At 73.3% G+C, this 19,757-nt stretch carries 17 protein-coding genes; 11 read left to right on the top strand and 6 right to left on the bottom strand.

Features of this window, described 5'->3' with window-relative positions:
• The first annotated feature begins 100 nt into the window (after positions 1–100).
• The 4 genes from JJV70_RS03785 to JJV70_RS03770 all read left to right on the top strand — a co-directional run bounded on the left by JJV70_RS03785 (position 101) and on the right by JJV70_RS03770 (position 8,566).
• Complete coding sequence (locus JJV70_RS03785; RefSeq protein ID WP_257573317.1) at positions 101–2,740, top strand: ATP/GTP-binding protein; 2,640 nt, start codon at positions 101–103, stop codon at positions 2,738–2,740.
• Between the two features lie 121 nt (positions 2,741–2,861).
• Positions 2,862–4,478, top strand: a complete 1,617-nt coding sequence (locus JJV70_RS03780) for a PucR family transcriptional regulator (RefSeq protein WP_219046241.1) — start codon at positions 2,862–2,864, stop codon at positions 4,476–4,478.
• Between the two features lie 409 nt (positions 4,479–4,887).
• Positions 4,888–6,342 (top strand): aldehyde dehydrogenase family protein, encoded by a 1,455-nt coding sequence (locus JJV70_RS03775; RefSeq protein ID WP_219046240.1) that lies wholly within the window; start codon positions 4,888–4,890, stop codon positions 6,340–6,342.
• Between the two features lie 292 nt (positions 6,343–6,634).
• Entirely contained in the window at positions 6,635–8,566 is a 1,932-nt protein-coding gene (locus JJV70_RS03770) for an acyl-CoA dehydrogenase family protein (protein WP_219046239.1), read from the top strand.
• Between the two features lie 17 nt (positions 8,567–8,583).
• On the opposite strand, the gene JJV70_RS03765 is transcribed toward JJV70_RS03770, so the two are convergent.
• Both JJV70_RS03765 and JJV70_RS03760 read right to left on the bottom strand, forming a co-directional pair.
• On the bottom strand, positions 8,584–8,775 hold the full coding sequence (locus tag JJV70_RS03765; RefSeq protein WP_219046238.1) for a DUF397 domain-containing protein: 192 nt from the start codon (positions 8,773–8,775) through the stop codon (positions 8,584–8,586).
• A gap of 26 nt (positions 8,776–8,801) precedes the next feature.
• The gene (locus JJV70_RS03760; RefSeq protein ID WP_257573316.1) at positions 8,802–9,656 is read right to left on the bottom strand and encodes a helix-turn-helix transcriptional regulator; all 855 of its coding nucleotides are present in this window, start codon (positions 9,654–9,656) and stop codon (positions 8,802–8,804) included.
• A 195-nt stretch (positions 9,657–9,851) separates the two neighbouring features.
• Between JJV70_RS03760 and JJV70_RS03755 the strand changes: the two genes are divergently transcribed.
• Positions 9,852–10,061 (top strand): hypothetical protein, encoded by a 210-nt coding sequence (locus JJV70_RS03755; RefSeq protein ID WP_219046236.1) that lies wholly within the window; start codon positions 9,852–9,854, stop codon positions 10,059–10,061.
• Positions 10,062–10,626: 565 nt separating this feature from the next.
• Here the strand turns inward: JJV70_RS03755 and JJV70_RS03750 are convergent.
• Entirely contained in the window at positions 10,627–10,830 is a 204-nt protein-coding gene (locus JJV70_RS03750; protein ID WP_219046235.1) for a cold-shock protein, read from the bottom strand.
• A gap of 299 nt (positions 10,831–11,129) precedes the next feature.
• Between JJV70_RS03750 and dxr the strand changes: the two genes are divergently transcribed.
• The 6 genes from dxr to JJV70_RS03720 all read left to right on the top strand — a co-directional run bounded on the left by dxr (position 11,130) and on the right by JJV70_RS03720 (position 17,469).
• Positions 11,130–12,392 carry a 1-deoxy-D-xylulose-5-phosphate reductoisomerase gene (dxr, locus tag JJV70_RS03745; protein ID WP_219046234.1) on the top strand — a complete coding sequence of 421 codons (1,263 nt, stop codon included), beginning with the start codon at positions 11,130–11,132 and terminating at the stop codon, positions 12,390–12,392.
• Positions 12,389–13,693: an RIP metalloprotease gene (locus tag JJV70_RS03740; protein ID WP_219046233.1), complete on the top strand. Its 1,305-nt coding sequence runs from the start codon at positions 12,389–12,391 to the stop codon at positions 13,691–13,693. Before dxr ends, JJV70_RS03740 begins: the two co-directional genes overlap by 4 nt.
• 167 nt (positions 13,694–13,860) lie before the next feature.
• Positions 13,861–15,015, top strand: coding sequence for a flavodoxin-dependent (E)-4-hydroxy-3-methylbut-2-enyl-diphosphate synthase (gene ispG, locus JJV70_RS03735; protein WP_219046232.1), 1,155 nt, complete (start codon positions 13,861–13,863; stop codon positions 15,013–15,015).
• A 210-nt stretch (positions 15,016–15,225) separates the two neighbouring features.
• Complete coding sequence (locus JJV70_RS03730) at positions 15,226–16,071, top strand: GNAT family N-acetyltransferase (RefSeq protein ID WP_219046231.1); 846 nt, start codon at positions 15,226–15,228, stop codon at positions 16,069–16,071.
• Between the two features lie 178 nt (positions 16,072–16,249).
• Entirely contained in the window at positions 16,250–16,885 is a 636-nt protein-coding gene (locus JJV70_RS23140) for a TetR family transcriptional regulator (RefSeq protein ID WP_219046230.1), read from the top strand.
• A gap of 32 nt (positions 16,886–16,917) precedes the next feature.
• On the top strand, positions 16,918–17,469 hold the full coding sequence (locus tag JJV70_RS03720; RefSeq protein ID WP_219046229.1) for a GNAT family N-acetyltransferase: 552 nt from the start codon (positions 16,918–16,920) through the stop codon (positions 17,467–17,469).
• 13 nt (positions 17,470–17,482) lie between these two features.
• Here JJV70_RS03720 and JJV70_RS03715 read toward each other — a convergent pair whose 3' ends face one another.
• The 3 genes from JJV70_RS03715 to JJV70_RS03705 all read right to left on the bottom strand — a co-directional run bounded on the left by JJV70_RS03715 (position 17,483) and on the right by JJV70_RS03705 (position 19,618).
• Positions 17,483–18,439: an aminoglycoside phosphotransferase family protein gene (locus tag JJV70_RS03715; protein ID WP_219046228.1), complete on the bottom strand. Its 957-nt coding sequence runs from the start codon at positions 18,437–18,439 to the stop codon at positions 17,483–17,485.
• Positions 18,440–18,540: 101 nt separating this feature from the next.
• Positions 18,541–19,065, bottom strand: a complete 525-nt coding sequence (locus tag JJV70_RS03710) for a ferritin-like domain-containing protein (RefSeq protein WP_219046310.1) — start codon at positions 19,063–19,065, stop codon at positions 18,541–18,543.
• A 67-nt stretch (positions 19,066–19,132) separates the two neighbouring features.
• Positions 19,133–19,618, bottom strand: a complete 486-nt coding sequence (locus JJV70_RS03705) for a hypothetical protein (RefSeq protein ID WP_308294668.1) — start codon at positions 19,616–19,618, stop codon at positions 19,133–19,135.
• Positions 19,619–19,757 lie beyond the last annotated feature (139 nt).

The raw sequence follows: 19,757 nt of genomic DNA, 5'->3' as shown, positions 1-19,757 counted from the left end.
GGGCGAGGCCGCGTGGGCGGGGCGTGGAAGGTCTAGATTGGGGGCCGCGAACGCAGCGTGCAAGGCACCAACACCCGGGCGGCAGGGGGCGGAACGGCAGATGAGCGCGGACGGCGGCGCGGGCGGCGCCTACGGCGGACAGCACGGCAGCGGACACCCCGGCGGCACCCCCCACCCCGGCGGCCCGCACGACGGCAACCACCCCCACGGCGGTTCAGCCTCCGGCGCCTCCTCCCACAGCGGTGCGTTTCGGGGCGGCCCGGCGCCCGGCGGGGCCTTCCGTGGCGGGCCAGGGGTCTTCGGGGCGGCGCACGGCGAGCGCGGCCGGGAGGTGGACGCCGTACCCCCACCGCCCGCCGCGCCACCCATGCCCCGGCAGGCTCCGGAGGCCACCGCGCCGCTGGTCGCCTGGCTGCGCACGCCGCGCCCCGAGGCGGGCCCCGGCATCTGGCGCTACGGCTACCGCCCGCGTCCAGCCGACGAGCCCGGGGACCTGCCCGAGCGTCAACTCCTGGGCGGCGCAATGCTGGCGGCCGTCTGCCTGCTGCTGGTGGGATCGCTGACGCGGAACGAATACCTGCCGTTCATCGCCTGGGTCTACGCGGCGCTGCCCACCTCCTGGTACGACGGCGGCGGCTCCGCGACCCTGACCCTGCTGCTCTCCTACGCCGTCGAACTGCTGCTCCTGGCGCCCATGGTGTGGCTCGCCGCCCACTTCGGCCGCTGGCGGCAGGTGTGGCGCCGGTACGCGCCCGAGCACCGGCGCCGCCAGGTGGCGCGGGCCGGGCGGCTCCTCGCCGTTCCGCGCCGCTACCGCCGGGCCCTGCTCGCGCTGCTCGCCGCCGTCCTGGTGTGGGTGCTGTGCTTCAGCGACGGGGGCTGGACGTTCTGGCTGGCGCCGCTGGAGTGGGTGACGCCGGAGAGCTGGCGCACGCCTGCCGAGACCACGCCGTACGTCGTCGCCTACAACGTCTACTACGTGCTGTTCACCCTCGCGCTGCTGGCGCTGGCCGCGCGGGCGGGCGGCTGGCGCCGTCTGCTGCGGCGCGAGGGTGCCGGTGCGGCCGGGACCGCTGGGCGGCCGTGGACGCCGATGCCCGAGCGTGACCCGCACGCCCGGCTGGAGGAGTGGCCCGAGCTGCGCGCGGCCGGTCTCACCGACGCCGCCGACCGGCTCACCGGTGACGTGTGCTCCGGCCGGGCCACCGACCTGGACTACGTGCGCATCGAGCAGGTGTGGCGCGGCCTGCGGTCCCGCCCCGACCAGCTGCCCGCCTTCGCCCGCGCTGCACGCGACCGGGGCGCCGCCGCGTTCCTCCACCCCTCCGGCGCGCGCGACCTGCCGGTGCGCACCGCGCGGCACGACCTGCTCACCGGCCAGGTCCGCATCGGCGCCGCGCTGGACGACCGGCGCAACCCCTATCAGCACCGCGCCTGCGCCCTCGCGCTGGACCCGGCACTCCTGGGCACCTCGCTGCTGGCGGTCGGCCCGCCAGGATCGGGCAAGACCGCCCGCGTGGTCCGCCCGGCAGTCGAGGCGCTGTGCCTCCAGGCGCTCGCCGGGCAGGCCGCTGTCGTCGCCGTCGGCACCGCCCGCGCCGCACTCGGCCCCGAGGACGCCTTCGACATCGTCGTCCGCCCGGGCGACCCGCGCTCCACCCACGCCCTCGACCCCTACGGCGGCACCACCGACCCCGACGAGGCCGCCGCCCTCCTCACCGAGGCCCTGCTCGGCCCGGACACCGCCGACCGGCGCCCGGGCGTTGCCCAGGCCACCGGCCGCGCCGCTGCCGCCGCGCTCGCCCAGCTGCTCGGCCCCTACCAGGCCGCCCACGGCCGCTTCCCGCCCCTGCGCGAGCTGCGCGACCTGCTCGACGGCAACCCCGTCGCCGTCGCCGCCCTGCGCGCAGCGCTCGACACCGCCGGGGAGTTCGGCCAGCAGCGGGAACTGGACGCCCGCGCCCGGCACGCCGCCCGCCCCGACGACGCCGCCACCCTGCTCGCCGACCGCGTCGCCGTGCTGCTGCGCCCCGCGTTCGAGGGATTCTTCGGCAGCCCGCCCGCCCCGGCCCGCCCCGGCACCGGCCCGCACCCCTTCTCCCTGCGGACCCTCCAGCATCCGCTGCGGGTGCGGATCGACCTGCCCGAGCGCGGCCACGCCGAGGCCGCGCGCATCCTCGCGCGCATGGTGCTCGCCCAGTTCACCGCCGGGGTCACCGCGCGCGAGGACCGCTCGCTGTTCGCCTGCCTGGTGCTGGACGACGCCGAGCACACCGTCACCCCCGAAGCGGTGCGCGGCCTGCGGCGGCTGCGCTCGGCGAACGCGGGCGCGCTGCTCACCCTGCGCACGCTGGACGACGTGCCGCGGGAGCTGCGCGCGGCGCTGGTGGGCACCGTCGGCTGCAAGGTGGCGCTCTCGGGGGTGACCACCTGGGACGGTGAGGTCTTCGCGCACGCCTGGGGCCAGGAGTGGGTGGAAGCCGAGGACGTCACCCGCAACCCCGATGTCTCCGGCGGCACCCTGCGCCGGGGCGTGCGCGCGGTGCGCACCGCGTTCACCGGCGTGCGCGCCACCACCACCTCCGTCACGGTGCGCCGGGAGCGCCGGGAACGCTGGTCCGCCTCCGACCTGGCCCACCAGGTCCCGCCCGGCCACGCGGTGCTGTCCCTCACCTCGGTCACGGGCGCGGCGAGCCCGCCGCTGCTGGCCCGGCTGGGGGACGGCGAGCCCGTACAGTGAGGAGTAATCGGGGGAGTGCCGCACTACTGTACGGCTAAAATCAGCTTGTCCTGTCCTGATCCTCCCCGTCTCCTCCCCGACAGCCGCAGGCCGCAGCAGGCCGCAGAACGGGTCCGCCGCCATGCAGCCCACGCTCCGCTCGCTCGTCCAGCACTCGGCGCTCAAGCTCACCGTCCTGACCGGCGCCGGTCACCTGGATGCGGCCGTCCGCTGGGCGCAGGTCAGCGAGCTGGAGGACCCGGTTCCGTACCTGGACGGCGGCGAACTGCTGCTCGTCACAGCGATGAAGCTGGACGCCGAGGACCCCCACGCCATGCGGCGCTACGTGCGGCGGCTGACGCGCGCCGGGGTGGTCGGGCTCGGCTTCGCCGCCGGCGTCAACTACGCGCACGTCCCCGACGCCCTGGTCGAGGCCGCCCGCGAGGAGGACTTCCCGCTGCTGGAAGTGCCCCGCCGCACCCCGTTCATCGCCATCACCAAGGCGGTGTCCGCCGCCATCGCCGCCGAGCAGTACCGCTCGGTGACCGCCGGCTTCGAGGCACAGCGTGACCTCACCCGCGCCGCGCTCGCCGCCGAGGGCCCGGCCGCCCTGCTCGGCCGCCTCGCCACCCACGTGCGCGGCTGGGCCGCCCTGTTCGACGTCTCCGGCGCGCTGGTGGCCACGGCCCCTGCCTGGGCCGCGCGCCGCGCCGTGCGGCTCACCGGCGACGTCGAGCGGCTGCGCGACCGTCCCGCCCCGGCCAGCGCCGTGGTCAGCGTGCCCCACCCGGCCGACGGCGGCTCAGCCGACGACCGGGTGGAGCTGCAGTCCATCGGCTCCGGAGGCCGCATCCGCGCCGTGCTCGCCGTCGGCACCAGCGCGCCCCCCGGCACCGCCGAGCGCTACGCCGTCAACTCCGCGATCGCCCTGCTGACGCTGACCACCGAGCGCTCCCGCGCGCTGCGGGAAGCCGAGCAGCGGCTGGGCGGTGCGGTGCTGCGCATGCTGATGGCCAAAGAGGCCGAGCACGCCCGCGCCGTCGCCGGAACGCTGTACGGCGAGCTGCTCGACGCCCCGTTGCGCCTCGCCGTCGCGGAGTCCCCCGGCCCGGCCCACGGCCCCGGTACCGAGGCACTCAGCGCGCTGGCCGACGCCGTGGAGGCGGCCGCCGCGCGCAGCGGCGAGTCCGTGCTGGCGGTGCCCGACGGCCCGCGGCTGGTACTCCTCGCGGCGGACGGCGGCGCCGCCATCGCCGCCTGCGCGGAGCGGGCGCGGAGTACGGGAAGTCCCGGGGGCGCCGGGGAGGACAGTCAGACCGCGCTGGCCGTCGGCGTCTCCGCCCCCACCGGGATCACCGGCGCTGCCACCGCCTTCAAACAGGCCGAACAGGCGCTCTCGGTGGCCCGGCGGCGCGGGGCGAACCTGGTGGAACACGAGGAGATGGCCGCGGGCTCGGTGCTGCCGCTGCTCGCCGACGATGCGGTGCGCGCGTTCGCCGACGGCATGCTGCGTCCGCTGCGTGAGCACGACGCCAGCGGCCGTGGCGACCTGGTGGCCTCCCTGCGGGCCTGGCTGTCCCGGCACGGCCAGTGGGACGCCGCCGCGGCCGACCTCGGCGTCCACCGCCACACCCTGCGCTACCGCATGCGCCGGGTGGAGGAGATCCTCGGCCGCTCCCTGGACGACCCCGACGTCCGCATGGAGCTGTGGCTCGCCCTGAAGGCCACCCACGCCCCTACCCCGCCGGACGCCCGCTGAGACCCCGCGCCGCACGGGGACGGCCCGCGACCGGGGTGGTGTACGCGGTCGGCCTGCTGGCCGTGCTCTGGCCGGATCAGTTTCCGGTCACGTCCCCGGCCCTCAGCGCAGAGTACCGTGGGACCTACCTTCGACAGCGGCCATGGTCCCGGCGTAGTGCGGCCGAGGCCAGGGCGGAGAGGGCGGCGGTGGTGCCCGGAGCGAGACGCTGGGGGACCGCCACGTGCGGCGGCACCCTGACGCGCTGACATGTCTAGATCAGTCACGCAGTCACGGCGCGGGCACCTGCCGAACCGGAGCGACACGCGCGCCCACTACGCCGTCCCGGACAAGACGCCCTGCGGCCCCCTGCCCCTACCGTGGCTCTCACGCACCCGTTCCATGACGACCCGGAAGGCCGGTACTCGCAGTGACCACAGCGACTTCCACGCACCCGTTCTGGCTCGCCGGCCGCGAGGCGACCGGTGACGACACCCTGGACGTGACCTCTCCCTGGGACGGCCGGACCGTCGGCCGGGCCAGCGTCCCCACCGACGCGCAGGTCGAGGAGGCCGTCGCCGCGGCCACCGCCGTCGCCGCCGAGTTCTCCGCCACTCCCGCCCACGTGCGCGCCGCCGCCCTCGACCACGTGGTGCGCCGCCTGGGGGAGCGCTCCGAGGAGATCGCCCGCCTCATCTCCGCCGAGAACGGCAAGCCCATCAAGTGGGCCCGAGGGGAGGTCGCGCGCTGCGTGTCCGTCTTCCGCTGGGCCGCCGACGAGGCCCGCCGCTTCAACGGCGGCGAAGCCCAGCGCCTGGACTCCGACGCGGGCGGCACCGGCCGCCTGGCCCTCACCCGCCGCTTCCCGCACGGCCCCGTCCTGGGCATCGCACCGTTCAACTTCCCGCTGAACCTGTGCGCGCACAAGGTGGCCCCCGCGATCGCCGTCGGCACGCCGATCATCCTCAAGCCCGCCCCCGCCACGCCGCTCTCCGCGCTCGTCCTCGGCGAACTGCTCGCCGAAACCGACCTGCCCGCCGGGTCCTGGTCCGTGCTGCCGGTCGCCAACGACAAGATGCCCGCCCTCGTCCAGGACGAGCGGCTGCCCATCATCTCCTTCACCGGCTCCGAGCCCGTCGGCTTCGCCATCCTCGACTCCGTGCCGCGCAAGCGCGTCACCCTGGAACTCGGCGGCAACGGCGCGGCCATCGTCCTGGGCGACTTCACCGCCGAGGCCGATCTCGACTGGGCCGCCCAGCGCATCGCCACCTTCTCCAACTACCAGGGCGGACAGTCCTGCATCTCCGTCCAGCGCGTCATCGCCGACGCGGCCGTCTACGACCGGCTGGTGCCGAAGGTCGTCGCCGCGGTGGAGGCACTCGGCCTCGGCGACCCCACCGACGACACCACCGACGTCGGCCCGCTCGTCAGCGAGGACGCCGCCCAGCGCGTGGAGTCCTGGGTCAACGAGGCCATCGACGCGGGCGCCCGCCTGCTGACCGGCGGCAAGCGCGACGGCGCCACCTACGCGCCGACCGTCCTGGAGAACGTCCCCGCCGACACCCAGCTCGGCTGCGAGGAGGTCTTCGGCCCCGTCATGAGCTTCACCCGCGTGGAGGGCGAGGAGGCCGCCTTCGCCGCCGCCAACAACTCCAAGTACGGCCTCCAGGCGGGCGTGTTCACCCACGACGTCCAGGCCGCCTTCCGCGCCCACCGCCAGCTGGAGGTCGGCGGCGTCATCGTCGGCGACGTCCCCTCCTACCGCGCGGACCAGATGCCCTACGGCGGCGCCAAGCAGTCCGGTGTCGGCCGCGAGGGCGTCCGCTTCGCGATGGAGGACTACACCTACGAGCGCGTCCTGGTCCTCACCGGCCTGGACCTGTGACGCCCGCGCCGGGGTGCGGTCGTGCCCGCCCCCGGCGCCCCGCTACCGGCCCGCCACCGGTCTCTCCCCCCGGCCCGTGGCGGGCCTTTCCGCCGCCCTCCGCAGCGCCCGCCGACGTCCGTACCCCCACCGTCGGCGCGCCGGGCCGCCCTCGGACGCCGGGGCGGGACACGTCCACGTTCGGCCGCACTTCCCGCGGCACACCTCGCATGAACCCGCCGGATCGGGTACATACGCCTCAGTAGCACCGGCCGGCAGGTGACCGGGACCCGCGACCCGACGAGGTGAGCCGATGTCCGCCGAAACCCCCAGCGCCAGCCCCCGCGACGTCTCCGAGCGCGAGGCGCGCGACGTCGCCGAAGCCGCGCGCGAGCAGGACTGGCACAAGCCCAGCTTCGCCAGGGAACTGTTCCTCGGCCGCTTCCGCCTCGACCTCATCCACCCCCACCCACAGCCCGACGCCGACAGCGTCCGCCGTGGCGAGGAATTCCTCGCCGCCCTGCGCGAGTTCTGCGAGACGAAGGTTGACAGCGGCCTCATCGAACGTGAGGCCCGCATCCCCGACGACGTCGTGGGCGGCCTGCGCGCGCTCGGCGCGCTCGGCATGAAGATCGAGACCCAGTACGGCGGCCTGGGCCTGAGCCAGCTCTACTACAACAAGGCGCTGGCCCTCGCCGGTTCGGCCAGCCCCGCCATAGGAGCACTGCTCTCCGCCCACCAGTCGATCGGCGTGCCGCAGCCGCTGAAGGCGTTCGGTACCCAGGAGCAGCGCGACCGCTTCCTGCCGCGCTGTGCCACCACCGACATCTCCGCCTTCCTGCTCACCGAGCCCGACGTCGGCTCCGACCCCGCCCGCCTGGCCACCACGGCCACGCCCGACGGCGACGAGTACGTCCTCGACGGCGTCAAACTCTGGACCACCAACGGCGTCATCGCCGACCTCCTCGTCGTCATGGCCCGCGTCCCGAAGACCGACGGCCACCGGGGCGGCCTCAGCGCCTTCGTCGTGGAAGCCGACGCCCCCGGCATCACGGTGGAACACCGTAACCAGTTCATGGGCCTGCGCGGCATCGAGAACGGCGTCACCCGCTTCCACCAGGTGCGCGTCCCGGCCGCCAACCTCATCGGCGCGGAGGGCGCGGGCCTGAAGATCGCGCTCACCACGCTCAACACCGGACGCCTGTCGCTGCCCGCGCTGTGCGTCGGCGCGGGCAAGTGGTGCCTGAAAACCGCCCGCGAGTGGTCGGCCGCCCGCGTCCAGTGGGGCAAACCCGTGGCGCGGCACGAGGCGGTCGGCGCGAAGATGTCCTTCATCGCCGCCACCACGTTCGCCCTCGAAGCCGTCCTCGACCTCTCCTCCCAGATGGCCGACGAGGACCTGGGCGACATCCGCATCGAAGCCGCCCTCGCCAAGCTCTACGGCTCCGAGATGGCCTGGCTCATGGCCGACGAACTCGTCCAGATCCGCGGCGGACGCGGCTACGAGACGGCCGACTCCCTCGCCGCCCGTGGCGAACGCGGCGTCCCCGCCGAGCAGATGCTGCGCGACCTGCGGATCAACCGCATCTTCGAAGGCTCCACCGAGATCATGCACCTCCTGATCGCCCGCGAGGCAGTGGACGCCCACCTGAAAGTCGCCGGCGACCTCATCGACCCGGAGAAGACCCTGGCCGACAAAGCCAAGGCAGGCGCCCGGGCCGGCGGCTTCTACGCCCGCTGGCTCCCCAAGCTCCTCACCGGTCCCGGCCAGCTCCCCGCCGCCTACCGGGAGTTCGGCCCCCTCGGGGAACACCTGCGCTACGTCGAACGCCACGCCCGCCAGCTCGCCCGCGCCACCTTCTACGCCATGTCCCGCTGGCAGGGGAAGATGGAGACCAAGCAGGGCTTCCTCGCCCGCGTCGTGGACATCGGCGCCGAACTCTTCGCGATGAGCGCCGCCTGCGTCCGCGCCGAAAAGTTCTCCCGGGACGGCGACCACGGCCGCGAGGCGTACCAACTGGCCGACGCCTTCTGCCACCAGTCCCGGCTACGCGTGGAGGAACTCTTCACCCGCCTGTGGAGCAACACCGACGACCTCGACCGCAAGGTCGTCCACGGCATCCTGAACGACGCCTACACCTGGCTGGAGGAAGGCATCATCGACCCCTCCACAGCAGGCCCCTGGATCGCCGCCACCACCCCCGGCCCCACCACCCACACAGACGTCCACCGCCCGATCCGGTGAACCCTAGCTCTTCCGACCTATCGGTGCGCGCTGAGCCCACCCTCGCGTACTCCAACCACGAAGGCGTCCCAGCCGGTCATAGGGAAGGCGAGCACGGCACCGTCCGGCACTTTGGAGTCTCGCACGGCGGCTCGGCGGTCCTTGCGCCTGGCTTGCACGCAGTTGTTGTTCCCCCCGCTGTAGGAGGACGTGATCCAGTCGGGGTCCACAAGGTTTGTCTCAACGGGGGGTGTTGTCACGGAGATTCCTTCTTCAGCCGGTGGATCAGACGCAACGATGCTTCTCGGGAGAGAGCATCAGCGACGATACAACGGAATGCCATGTTGTAGCGTTCGACCTCCGCACGCTCCTCGATGTAGAGGGCGTTGGTCAGGTTTTCTACCAACGCCACGTCGTGGTCGTGGCTTTCGGGGAAGCGCAGGACCGCGAAGGCGCCGCTCAACCCGGGGTGCGGACCTGCTGAGCTGGGGATGACCTGGAGCGTGATGTTAGACAGCGCGGAGAGGTCCAGCAGTCTGTGCAACTGTTCCCGCATGACATGCGGCTTGCCCGTGATCTCCGTGCGCAGCGCTGTCTCTTCCATGACAGCCCACACGGTGAGCGGATCAGGCTGGGTGAGCACGGCCTGTCGGGCTTGCCGGACCTCTACGAGACGGTTGACCTCGCCTGGTGTCTCCGTCATGTTGATGGCTGAGATCACCTCACGGGCGTACCCGGCCGTTTGAAAGAGACCGGGCACAAGGCCGGACTCGTAGGTCTGCATGGTCTCGGCATCGGCCTCCAGGCTGATGAAGTCTGCGTAGGCCGGGGTCAGTACATCGTTGTAACGCTGCCACCAGCCTTTGCGACTGCCGTCGCGCGCCAGGGCCAGGAGAGCCTTGCGCTTCAGCGGGTCTTGCATCTCGTAGAGGTCCAGCAGTGCTTCTACGTCGCTGACTCGGGCAGCGGTCTGGCCCGTCTCCATGCGAGACACCTTGGCGTTATGCCACCCGAAACGCTGTGCCACGGCCTCAGTCGTGTATCTCAAGCTTTCGCGCATGGCGCGCAGTTCAGCGCCCAACCGCCTCCTGCGCACCGTGGGACCAGCCATGGGTGTCCTTCCCGAAGTTCAATGTGGGGTGCGGTCGCCGGTGTCCAGTCGGCGTACAGCGGACCAGTACAGCAGACGGTGCCGCCTTGGCATATGCCAGTAATGCAGAACTGCGTGTATCGCTTGCAGATCTGCATGATGCACTGTCAGGCTAGTGCTGCGTACACAGTTCGTTACGCACTGCGACGGAAGGGTATGCCCATGCACGTAACGCCGAGGCAGCAGGACGTTCGGTACGACCCGGTGCGGGAACGTGGTGTCGTACCGCTGACGTTGCACCGGGACGACGGCACTTCCACGGACGTGGAACTCATCCTCGAACCGGGTCAGGTGGAGCTCCAGTGGGCGCAACTGGACCGGCTGCTTCACCGCAGGGAGCAGTACCTCAGTGGCGAGCTGCGGTGACCGTCCCGGAGTTGCCGCGTCGTGAACGCCCGTGCGTCGTACTGGAACTCGACGCTGAGGTGCCGGGGGAGCGGCTGACGGGGAAAGCGTGTGTCGGCTGCGGTACGCGGACGGCGGTGCTCGCGTACGTGGGCTGGGCGCGGGTGGCGACGGCGCATCCCGACCGCCACCTGTCGTGTCCGGTGAGTGCCTGCCCGGATTGCGCCCCCGGCTTCCGGGGCGCGGGGTGAGCCGGTGGCGCGACGAGATCCGCGTGCTCGTGGTCACTGGGCTCGCGGCCGTCGGTGTCGTTGCCCTCGGGTGTGCTGTGTGGAACCTGGGTGGCGGGTGAGGTAAGGGCCGTGGGCACGCGGGGGTCGCACGGGGTAGGTGCCTGCGCCGGGCGACGGCGTGGTCGCCGAGGGCAACGCGGACCGCCGCAGAGGGGTCGGGCGCTTGCTCCGGGCGGGGGATGGACCGGCCAGGAAACGGGATGGGGCCCGTTCTCCCGGTGATCGGGAGGACGGGCCCCATCCGTGCGTACGCCAGTGGCGTCAGGCGTGAGGTGTCACGCGGGTCAGGCGCTTCAGGCGGGGAGGATGTTCTCCGCCTGCGGGCCCTTCTGGCCCTGGGTGACGTCGAAGGTCACCTTCTGGCCCTCGTGCAGCTCACGGAAGCCCTGAGTGGCGATGTTGCTGTAGTGGGCGAAGACGTCGGCGCCGCCGCCGTCCTGCGCGATGAAGCCGAAGCCCTTTTCCGAGTTGAACCACTTCACGGTGCCGGTGGCCATATCGTTCTCCCTCGTGGGTGCGTGTTGCCGGATGCGCGAGTGCGCATCGCTGAGCCGCCGCATTGAGCCCATCCGGAGAAGACCGGTAAAACAAATGCGCCTGTGGGTTACATCCCAGCAGACGCATGCGAAGTTCATGGGTACCAAAACTGCAACTGGGGACAACGCTAACACAGACTTCGCCCCCGGGGGAGGGAACGGCGTCAGTGTGTCGCGGCAGCGGCCGGGGACGCCGGGGCCGCCCGGCAGCCGTGCGGGGCGGGGTCCCCCGTAGCGCGGTCAGCGGACACAATGGGGGCATGACGGAGATGCTCGCTGACCCGCAGGTCAGCTACCCCGTGGGGGACGGTACGGACGAGGGCCCGCGGGACGTGGTGATCCTCGGTTCGACGGGGTCGATCGGAACGCAGGCCATCGACGTGGTGCTGGCCAACCCGGAGCGCTTCCGGGTGACGGGCCTGTCGGCGAACGGCGGCCGGGTCGGGCTGCTCGCGGGGCAGGCGCACCGCCTGCAGGTGCGTACCGTGGCGATCGCGCAGGCGGACAAGGCTCCTGAGCTGCGGCAGGCGTTGCGCGCGGAGTACGGCGTCGGCGAGCCGGTGCCCGAGGTGCTGGCCGGTGCGGACGCGGCGGCGGAGCTGGCGGCGTCCCCCTGCCACACCGTGCTCAACGGCATCACCGGTTCCATCGGTCTGCGTCCCACCCTCGCCGCGCTGAAGGCCGGACGTCTGCTGGCGCTGGCCAACAAGGAGTCGCTGATCGTGGGCGGCCCGCTGGTGAAGGCGCTGGCCCGGCCGGGGCAGATCATCCCGGTGGACTCCGAGCACTCCGCGCTGTTCCAGGCCCTGATGGGCGGGACGCGGCCCGAGGTGCGCAAGCTGCTCGTCACCGCGTCCGGCGGACCGTTCCGCGGCCGTACCCGGGCGGAGCTGGCACACGTCACGCCGAAGGAGGCGCTGGCCCATCCGACGTGGGCGATGGGCCCGGTCATCACCGTCAACTCCGCGACGCTCGTCAACAAGGGGCTGGAGGTCATCGAGGCCCACCTGCTGTACGACGTGCCCTTCGAGCGCATCCAGGTCGTCGTCCATCCGCAGTCGGCGATCCACTCGATGGTGGAGTTCACCGACGGCTCCACGCTCGCCCAGTGTGGGCCGCCGGACATGCGGCTGCCGATCGCGCTGGCGCTGGGCTGGCCCGCCCGGGTACCGGACGCCGGTCCCGTCTTCGACTGGACGAAGGCCATGAGCTGGGACTTCTACCCGCTGGACGAGCAGGCTTTCCCGGCCGTGCCGCTGGCCGCGCACGTCGGTGCGCTCGGGGGGACCGCCCCGGCCGTCTACAACGCGGCGAACGAGGAGTGCGTCGGGGCCTTCCTCGCGGGCAGGCTGCCGTTCCCCGCAATCATGGATACGGTGGCCGCTGTGGTCGAGGAACACGGTCGTCCGCCGGGCACGGGCCTGACGCTGGACGCCGTACTCGACGCGGAGAGGTGGGCGCGGGCACGGGCCCGCGAACTGGCGGCACAGCACCGGACCACGACAGCGGAGGCCCGCGCATGACGGCTTTCATGACCATCCTGGGGATAGTCGTCTTCGTCTTCGGCCTGCTGTTCTCCATCGCCTGGCACGAACTGGGCCACCTGAGCACCGCGAAGATGTTCGGCATCCGCGTGCCGCAGTACATGGTGGGGTTCGGCCCGACGCTCTTCTCCCGGCGCCGGGGCGAGACCGAGTACGGCATCAAGGCCATCCCGCTTGGCGGCTACATCCGCATGATCGGCATGTTCCCGCCCGGTGACGACGGCCAGGTGCGCCAGCGTTCCACCTCACCGTTCCGCGGCATGATCGAGGACGCCCGCGCCGCCGCCTACGAGGAACTGCGGCCCGGCGATGAGAAGCGGCTGTTCTACACCCGCAAGCCGTGGAAGCGGATCATCGTCATGTTCGCCGGTCCGTTCATGAACCTGATCCTCGCGGTGGCGATCTTCCTCGGCGTGCTGATGACGTTCGGCATGAACACCACGACGACGACGGTCAGCAGCGTCTCGGAGTGCGTCGTCGCCGCGGACGCCCGCACGGACACGTGTCCTAAGGACGCCCCGCCCACCCCGGCCAACGCGGCGGGGCTGCGGGCCGGGGACCAGATCGTCGCCTTCGACGGCACCGAGATCGACCAGTGGGACACCCTGCAGCAGCGCATCCGTGACGCCGAGGGCACGGTGACGCTCACCGTCCTGCGGGACGGCGAACGCCTCACGCTGACGGCCGAGCCGATCCAGAACACCGTCACCAAGATCGACGACCAGGGCAACTACGTCGCCGACGAGTACGTGCAGGCCAGCTTCCTCGGCTTCGCGCCCGCCACCGGCGTGGTGCGGCACAGCTTCCCGCAGGCCGTGGACCGCATGGGCGACATGATGACCGACGGCTTCCAGGCGCTCCTCGCGGTGCCGTCGAAGATCCCGGGGCTGTGGGAGGCGGCGTTCAACGGCGGCGAACGCGCGCAGGACTCACCGGTCGGCGTCGTCGGCGCGGCCCGCGTGAGCGGCGACATCTTCGCGCTGGAAATCCCGGCGACCCAGCGGGTGGCGGTCATGCTGCTGCTGGTGGCCGCGTTCAACCTGTCGCTGTTCCTGTTCAACATGCTGCCGCTGCTGCCGCTGGACGGCGGTCACGTCGCCGGCGCGCTGTGGGAGTCGGTACGGCGGTTCTTCGCCAAACTGCTGCGGCGGCCGGACCCGGGGCCGTTCGACGTGGCCAAGCTCATGCCTGTCGCCTATGTGGTGGCCGGGGTGTTCATCTGCTTCACGCTGCTCGTCCTCGTCGCGGACGTGGTCAACCCGGTGCGGCTTACGAACTAGCGGCGGCGCGCTCTGGCGCACACCGGGCGCATCGCGGGTGCGCCCGGTGCCTCGCCTTTTAGCCGGGGCACCGGGCGCGGTGTGCTCAGGTGCGGTGGAGTGCCGTAATCTCGGGGCTGGAGCCTGCCGTTCTCGGCACCGTGTACCACACCTTGGGGTTGCGCCAGATGACAGCGATCGCGCTGGGAATGCCGTCCGTACCGATCAAGCTCGCGGAGCGGCGCAAGAGCCGCCCGATCCAGGTCGGCACCGTGTCCGTCGGCGGGGACGCGCCCGTGTCCGTGCAGTCGATGACCACCACCCGCACCTCCGACATCGGCGCCACGCTCCAGCAGATCGCCGAGCTGACGGCCTCGGGCTGCCAGATCGTGCGCGTCGCCTGCCCCACCCAGGACGACGCCGACGCGCTGGCCACCATCGCCCGCAAGTCGCAGATCCCGGTCATCGCCGACATCCACTTCCAGCCCAAGTACGTCTTCGCCGCGATCGACGCCGGCTGTGCGGCGGTGCGCGTGAACCCCGGCAACATCAAGCAGTTCGACGACAAGGTGAAGGAGATCGCGCGCGCCGCGTCGCAGTCGGGCACGCCCATCCGCATCGGCGTCAACGCCGGTTCGCTGGACAAGCGCCTGCTGCGCAAGCACGGCAAGGCCACCCCGGAGGCGCTGGTGGAGTCGGCGCTGTGGGAGTGCTCGCTGTTCGAGGAGCACGGCTTCCGCGACATCAAGATCTCCGTCAAGCACAACGACCCGGTGGTCATGGTGAACGCCTACCGGCTGCTGGCCGAGCGGTGTGACTACCCGCTGCACCTGGGCGTCACCGAGGCCGGGCCCGCCTTCCAGGGCACGATCAAGTCCGCCGTCGCCTTCGGCGCGCTGCTCAGTGAGGGCATCGGCGACACCATCCGCGTCTCGCTGTCCGCACCGCCGGCGGAAGAGGTCAAGGTCGGCATCCAGATCCTTGAGTCCCTGGGCCTGCGCGAGCGCGGCCTGGAGATCGTCTCCTGCCCCTCCTGCGGCCGCGCCCAGGTGGACGTCTACAAGCTGGCCGAAGAGGTGACGGCGGGCCTGACCGGCATGGACGTCCCGCTGCGCGTCGCCGTCATGGGCTGCGTCGTCAACGGCCCCGGGGAGGCGCGCGAGGCGGACCTCGGCGTCGCCTCCGGCAACGGCAAGGGGCAGATCTTCGTCAAGGGCGAGGTCATCAAGACGGTGCCGGAGTCGAAGATCGTCGAGACGCTGATCGAGGAGGCGATGAAGATCGCCGAGCAGCTGCAGGACGCGGGCGAGCCGTCCGGCGAGCCGCAGGTGACGGTGGCCTGAGGCGCCCGCCGCCCAGCGGCAGCCGGGGGGAGTGAGGACCGCGACAAAGCCCCCCGGGGCTCTGGAGCGCAAGGCACCCGGTTTCCGCGAGCGGGGCTCGCCGCGGGTGCGTATCTCGCAGGGGTACAGTGCGGAGAATCGCCCCGTGAGGGATCGTTTCCCCGGCCCCGCCCCCGGCAGGGCCCCGCACCGTGAGGCACCTCTTCGCACGTGTTGACGACGACTTCGACCCGGCCCCTGACGCCGGAGGACCTGGACGAGGCGCTGGCCGTGCTGAACCGGGAGCCCGTCGCCAACGCCTTCGTCACGGCACGAGTCCGTGCCTCCGGTCTTGACCCGTGGCGGCTCGGCGGCGAGATGTGGGGCTGGTACAGCGGCGGACGGCTGACCTCGCTGTGCTACGCGGGGGCGAACCTGGTCCCGGTGTGCGCCGGACCCGAGGCCCTCGCGGCGTTCGCGGAGCGAGCGCGCAGGCAGGGGCGCCGGTGCTCCTCGATCGTCGGCCCGGACGCGGCCACCGCCGAGTTGTGGCGGTGCCTGGAGCCGCACTGGGGCCCGGCCCGCGCGGTCAGGGCACGGCAGCCGCTGATGGTGGCCGACGCGCCGTCCGCGAGCATCGCCCCGGACCCGCGGGTGCGACGCGTGCGCAAGGAAGAGCTGGAGTCGGTGCTCCCGGCGTGCGTGGCGATGTTCACCGAGGAGGTCGGCGTCTCCCCGCTCGCGGGTGACGGCGGGCTGGTCTACCAGGCGCGGGTCGCGGAGCTGGTCGGGTCCGGACGGGCGTTCGCGCGATTCGAGGACGGCAAGGTGGTGTTCAAGGCGGAGATCGGCGCCGTCACCACCGAGGCGTGCCAGATTCAGGGCGTGTGGGTGGCCCCGGAGCGGCGCGGGGAACGCCTGTCGGTGCACGGCATGGCGGCCGTGCTGCGGTACGCGCTGGCGGAGTTCGCCCCGGTCGTCAGCCTCTACGTCAACGACTTCAACACCGCGGCCCGGGCCGCGTACCGCCGCGTCGGCTTCCGCGAGGTGGGCGCGTTCATGAGCGTGCTGTTCTGAGGCCGCCGCGGTTGGGTCTGCCCGCCGTGAGCCGGGTGTGCTGGCCCATACCGCCTGGGCAGCTGCTTGAGCCAGCCTGCCGAGGGCGGAGGCAGGCTCCCGCTGCCCGCGCCGGGGCGTCCTGTCCCGGTTATCCCCGGTACCGTTGAGTTCCGTTGACCCACGGGGAGGTGACGCGGTGCCCGCCGGCGAGCGCGAGACCGCGCCCAAGCGCACCGGGCGCAGGCCCGGCGCCACCGTGAGCCGTCAGGCCATCCTCCAGGCCGCGCGGACGCGCTTCGCCGAGCAGGGGTACGGCGGTGCGTCCCTCCGCGCCATCGCGCAGGACGCCGGTGTGGACGCGGCGCTGGTGCACCACTTCTTCGGCTCCAAGGAAGGGCTGTTCGCCGCGTCGATGCAGGAGACACTGCACCCTCGCACCGTCGTCGCCGGGGTGCTCGACGGCGGCGCGGGCGGCGCGGGGGAGCGGCTGCTGCGCGCGTTCCTCCGCCTGTGGGAGGGAGAGGAGACGTCCCAGCAGATGCGCGGCATCCTGCGCTCGGCCGTCCCCCACGAGGCCGCCGCCCGGATGCTGCGGGAATTCATCACCGGGGAGGTCCTGACCCCGGTGGCCGAGGCGCTGGGCGGGGACGCGCCCCGGGTGCGGGCCTCGCTCGTCGCTTCGCAGCTCGTCGGGCTGGCGATGACGCGGTACCTCGTCCGTGTCGAACCGCTGGCGGCGATGACCCGCGACGAGGTCGTGGCCGCCGTCGCGCCGACCGTGCAGGGCTACCTCACCGGCCCGCTGGGCGCATGGCCACCCGCGAGCGGCTGAACCGGCCCGCCCCGCCGACGTACGCTCTGACCATGGCAGACGTGGTGGTGCAAGCGCTGGATCTGGCGGCACGGGTAGATGAGGCACTGGCGGTCCAGGCGCTCGCGTTCGGGCTCAGCGAAGACGAGGTCGCCATCCGCCGCCCGATCGTGCTGCGCCACCTGACGGCTCCGGGCGCCCGCGCGCTGGGCGCCCTGACGCCTGCCGGACACCTGGTCGGCTTCATCTACGGCCTGCCCAACGACCGGGGCCAGTGGTGGTCGACCGTCGTCGAGCCCTATCTGCGCCGGGCCGGACACGACGCCTGGCTGGACGGCGCGTTCACCATCACCGAACTGCACGTCCACCCCGGCTACCAGCGGCACGGCATCGGCGCCCGGCTCATCACCACCCTCACCGACGCGGCGGCCGAGCCCCGCTCGATCCTCTCCGCCGTGGACACCGACAGCCCCGCCCGCGCCCTCTACCACCGCCTGGGCTACCGCGACCTCGCCCGCGGCGTCCTCTTCCCCAGCGCCCCCAGCCCCTACGCCGTCATGGGCGCGCCCCTGCCGCTGCGCCGCCTGCACGCGGCGGCGGGGTAGGCGGACCACACCACTACAGCCAGCCCGCGAACTCCAGGAGCAGTTCGCCGTCCTGGCGGTCGCCGCGCAGCAGGTGCCGCACGCCGGACTCCACCGCCCGGTACAGCGTCCAGCCGCGCAGCCGGTCGGCGTCCACGTCCAGGGAGTCGGCCAGCTTGTGCACCCGGCGCCGGGTGGCGGCGGGCGCGCCGGGCGAGGCGACCAGGTCGTGCAGCCGGTCCCTCGCCAGCCGGGCCAGGTCGAACGCCGGTTCCCCCACGAGCGGTTCGGGGCCGACGGCCAGCCAGGGGGCACGCTCGGCGTCCGAGGCCAGCACCGCGCCCTGCCGGAAGTCCCCGTGCAGCAGCACGCCCGGGCCGCCGCCGTCCCCGGCCAGCAGCTCCTCGCGGGCCAGCAGCGCGGCGTCCACCAGGGGACGCACCGCCTCCGGGGCCCGCCCCAGCACACCGTCCACCTCGACGGCGGTGTGCCCCGCGACCGTGGGGAAGCGGCACCCCTCGCCGGGCGGCACCCACAGCCGCCGCACCGCGGACGCCGCTTCCAGCATCGCCTTCGCCTCCGGCAGCGAACGCAGCGACATCTCCCCGTGCAGCCGCTCCAGCAGCAGCGCTCCCGCACCGGGGTCCGCGCGCAGCAGCCGTACCGCGCCCAGCCCGCCCCACCGGGCCAGCGCCGCCGCCTCCGCCTCGGCCTGCGCGGCCGGTTCCGGGCGCGCGGTGGTGGGATCACCGGGTCTGAGCCGTGCCCCGGGTCCGCACAGCTTCAGCACGGCCGGGCTGCCGTCGGCCTGCCGGACCAGCAGCACCAGGCTGGTCCGGCCGCCCGGCAGCGCCGGACGCTCGGCCGTCAGCTCCCACCGCGTCAGCAGCTCCCGCGTCAGCGCGTCGAGCCCGGTGAGCCACGGGTGGTCCGGGCCGCCCAGGAAGTTGACCAGGCGCTGTGGCGGTTCCGGATGCGGGGCGGAAGCCATGTGCTGCGCGGTGCCTTTCCTCGGGTGCGTGTCGTTCGGTGCGTCCCACCGGGCGGGCCCGGCGCCGGGGCGACGCCGGGTGCCGCGTCGGTACGCCGGTGCTAGTGGTCTCCGGCGGCGCCCGTGGTGTCGGAGCCGTCGGCCGCCTCGGCGTCCTGCGCGTCGGCTACCGGCGCGGGCGCATCCGGGTGCTCGGCGAGCCCAGGGAAGGCTACGCCGCCGCCGCGCCAGCGTGCCGACCGGAGTGCCGCTTCGCGCAGCGCGCCCGCCGCCTCCTGCCGCACCGCCCCCGTCGCCGCCCGCACCAGGTCGGCGTACACACCCGCCACCCGGTCCTCCAGCTCAGCCGCGAACCGGGCCGCCGCCACGGCATCCGGGACGGGGTAGGGCAGGGCGTAACCGGCCCTGGCCGCCCGGGGCGTGGCGCCCAGGTCCCGTACGCGCCGCGCCAGCACCTCGCGGCGCGCCCGGTGCGCGGCGTACGCGTCCCGGGCCGCCTGCCGCCGGTCGTCCCCGACCCGCGCGCCGATCACTCCGTAGCCGTACACGGCGGCGTGCTCGGCGGCCAGCGCCGCCTGCGCCGCCGTCAGCTCGGCGCCCCGCCTCGCCCCGTCCGTATCCTCCACGGCCCCCACGGCCCCCACCTGGGTTGCTTCGGGCAGCACCTGGAACACCACCTGGAAAGCCCCCGTCCTATGCCTCGCCCAGCAGGTACGCGTGCACCTCGCCCGCCGCCGCCACCGACGCCAGCAGCCGGGCCAGCTCCGGCGGCGCGCCGGTCAGCGCCCGGCCACGGGCCCGCGCGGTCTCGCGCTCGGCGGCGGCCAGCTCCTTCAGTGCGGCGTCCTCGTCCCCGGGCACCGGAGCCGGGCGCGCTGTCCGCGCGTCCGCGCCGCTCGCGCGGGGGCCGCCGAAGGCGTCCAGGTGCCGGGCCACGTGGCCGCGCATCGGCGCCAGCCGCTCGGACAGCGCCGGGTGCGCCGCGATGGTCGCCCGGTAGCGCTCCAGCAGCGCCGCGCTCTGCCCGGCCGCCTCCCGCCGCAGCGCCCGGCCGCGCTCGGCGTCCCGCCGCTCGGTCCGCTTCCGCTCGGTCTCGCCGCTGCACCCGGCCAGCGCCACGGCCAGCGCACCGGCCGCCAGCACGCCACGTCTGCGCGGCCGCCCGGGCGGAATCGACACCACGTACACCCCACAGGCAGACAGTCGGCTGAATCGGCTGAAGGAGCGGTGCCAGAACAGGTGATCACCGCCCGGTGAGCGTACCCGGCGTCCTTCCGCGCCCCGCCCGGCCTCCCCACGGCCGCCCGCAGCGGCACCC

Source organism: Streptomyces sp. JJ66, assembly GCF_019303495.1.
Classification (GTDB): domain Bacteria; phylum Actinomycetota; class Actinomycetes; order Streptomycetales; family Streptomycetaceae; genus Streptomyces.
Note: the sequence above shows the minus strand (reverse complement) of the source record. Positions and strands in the feature narration are given on the sequence as shown.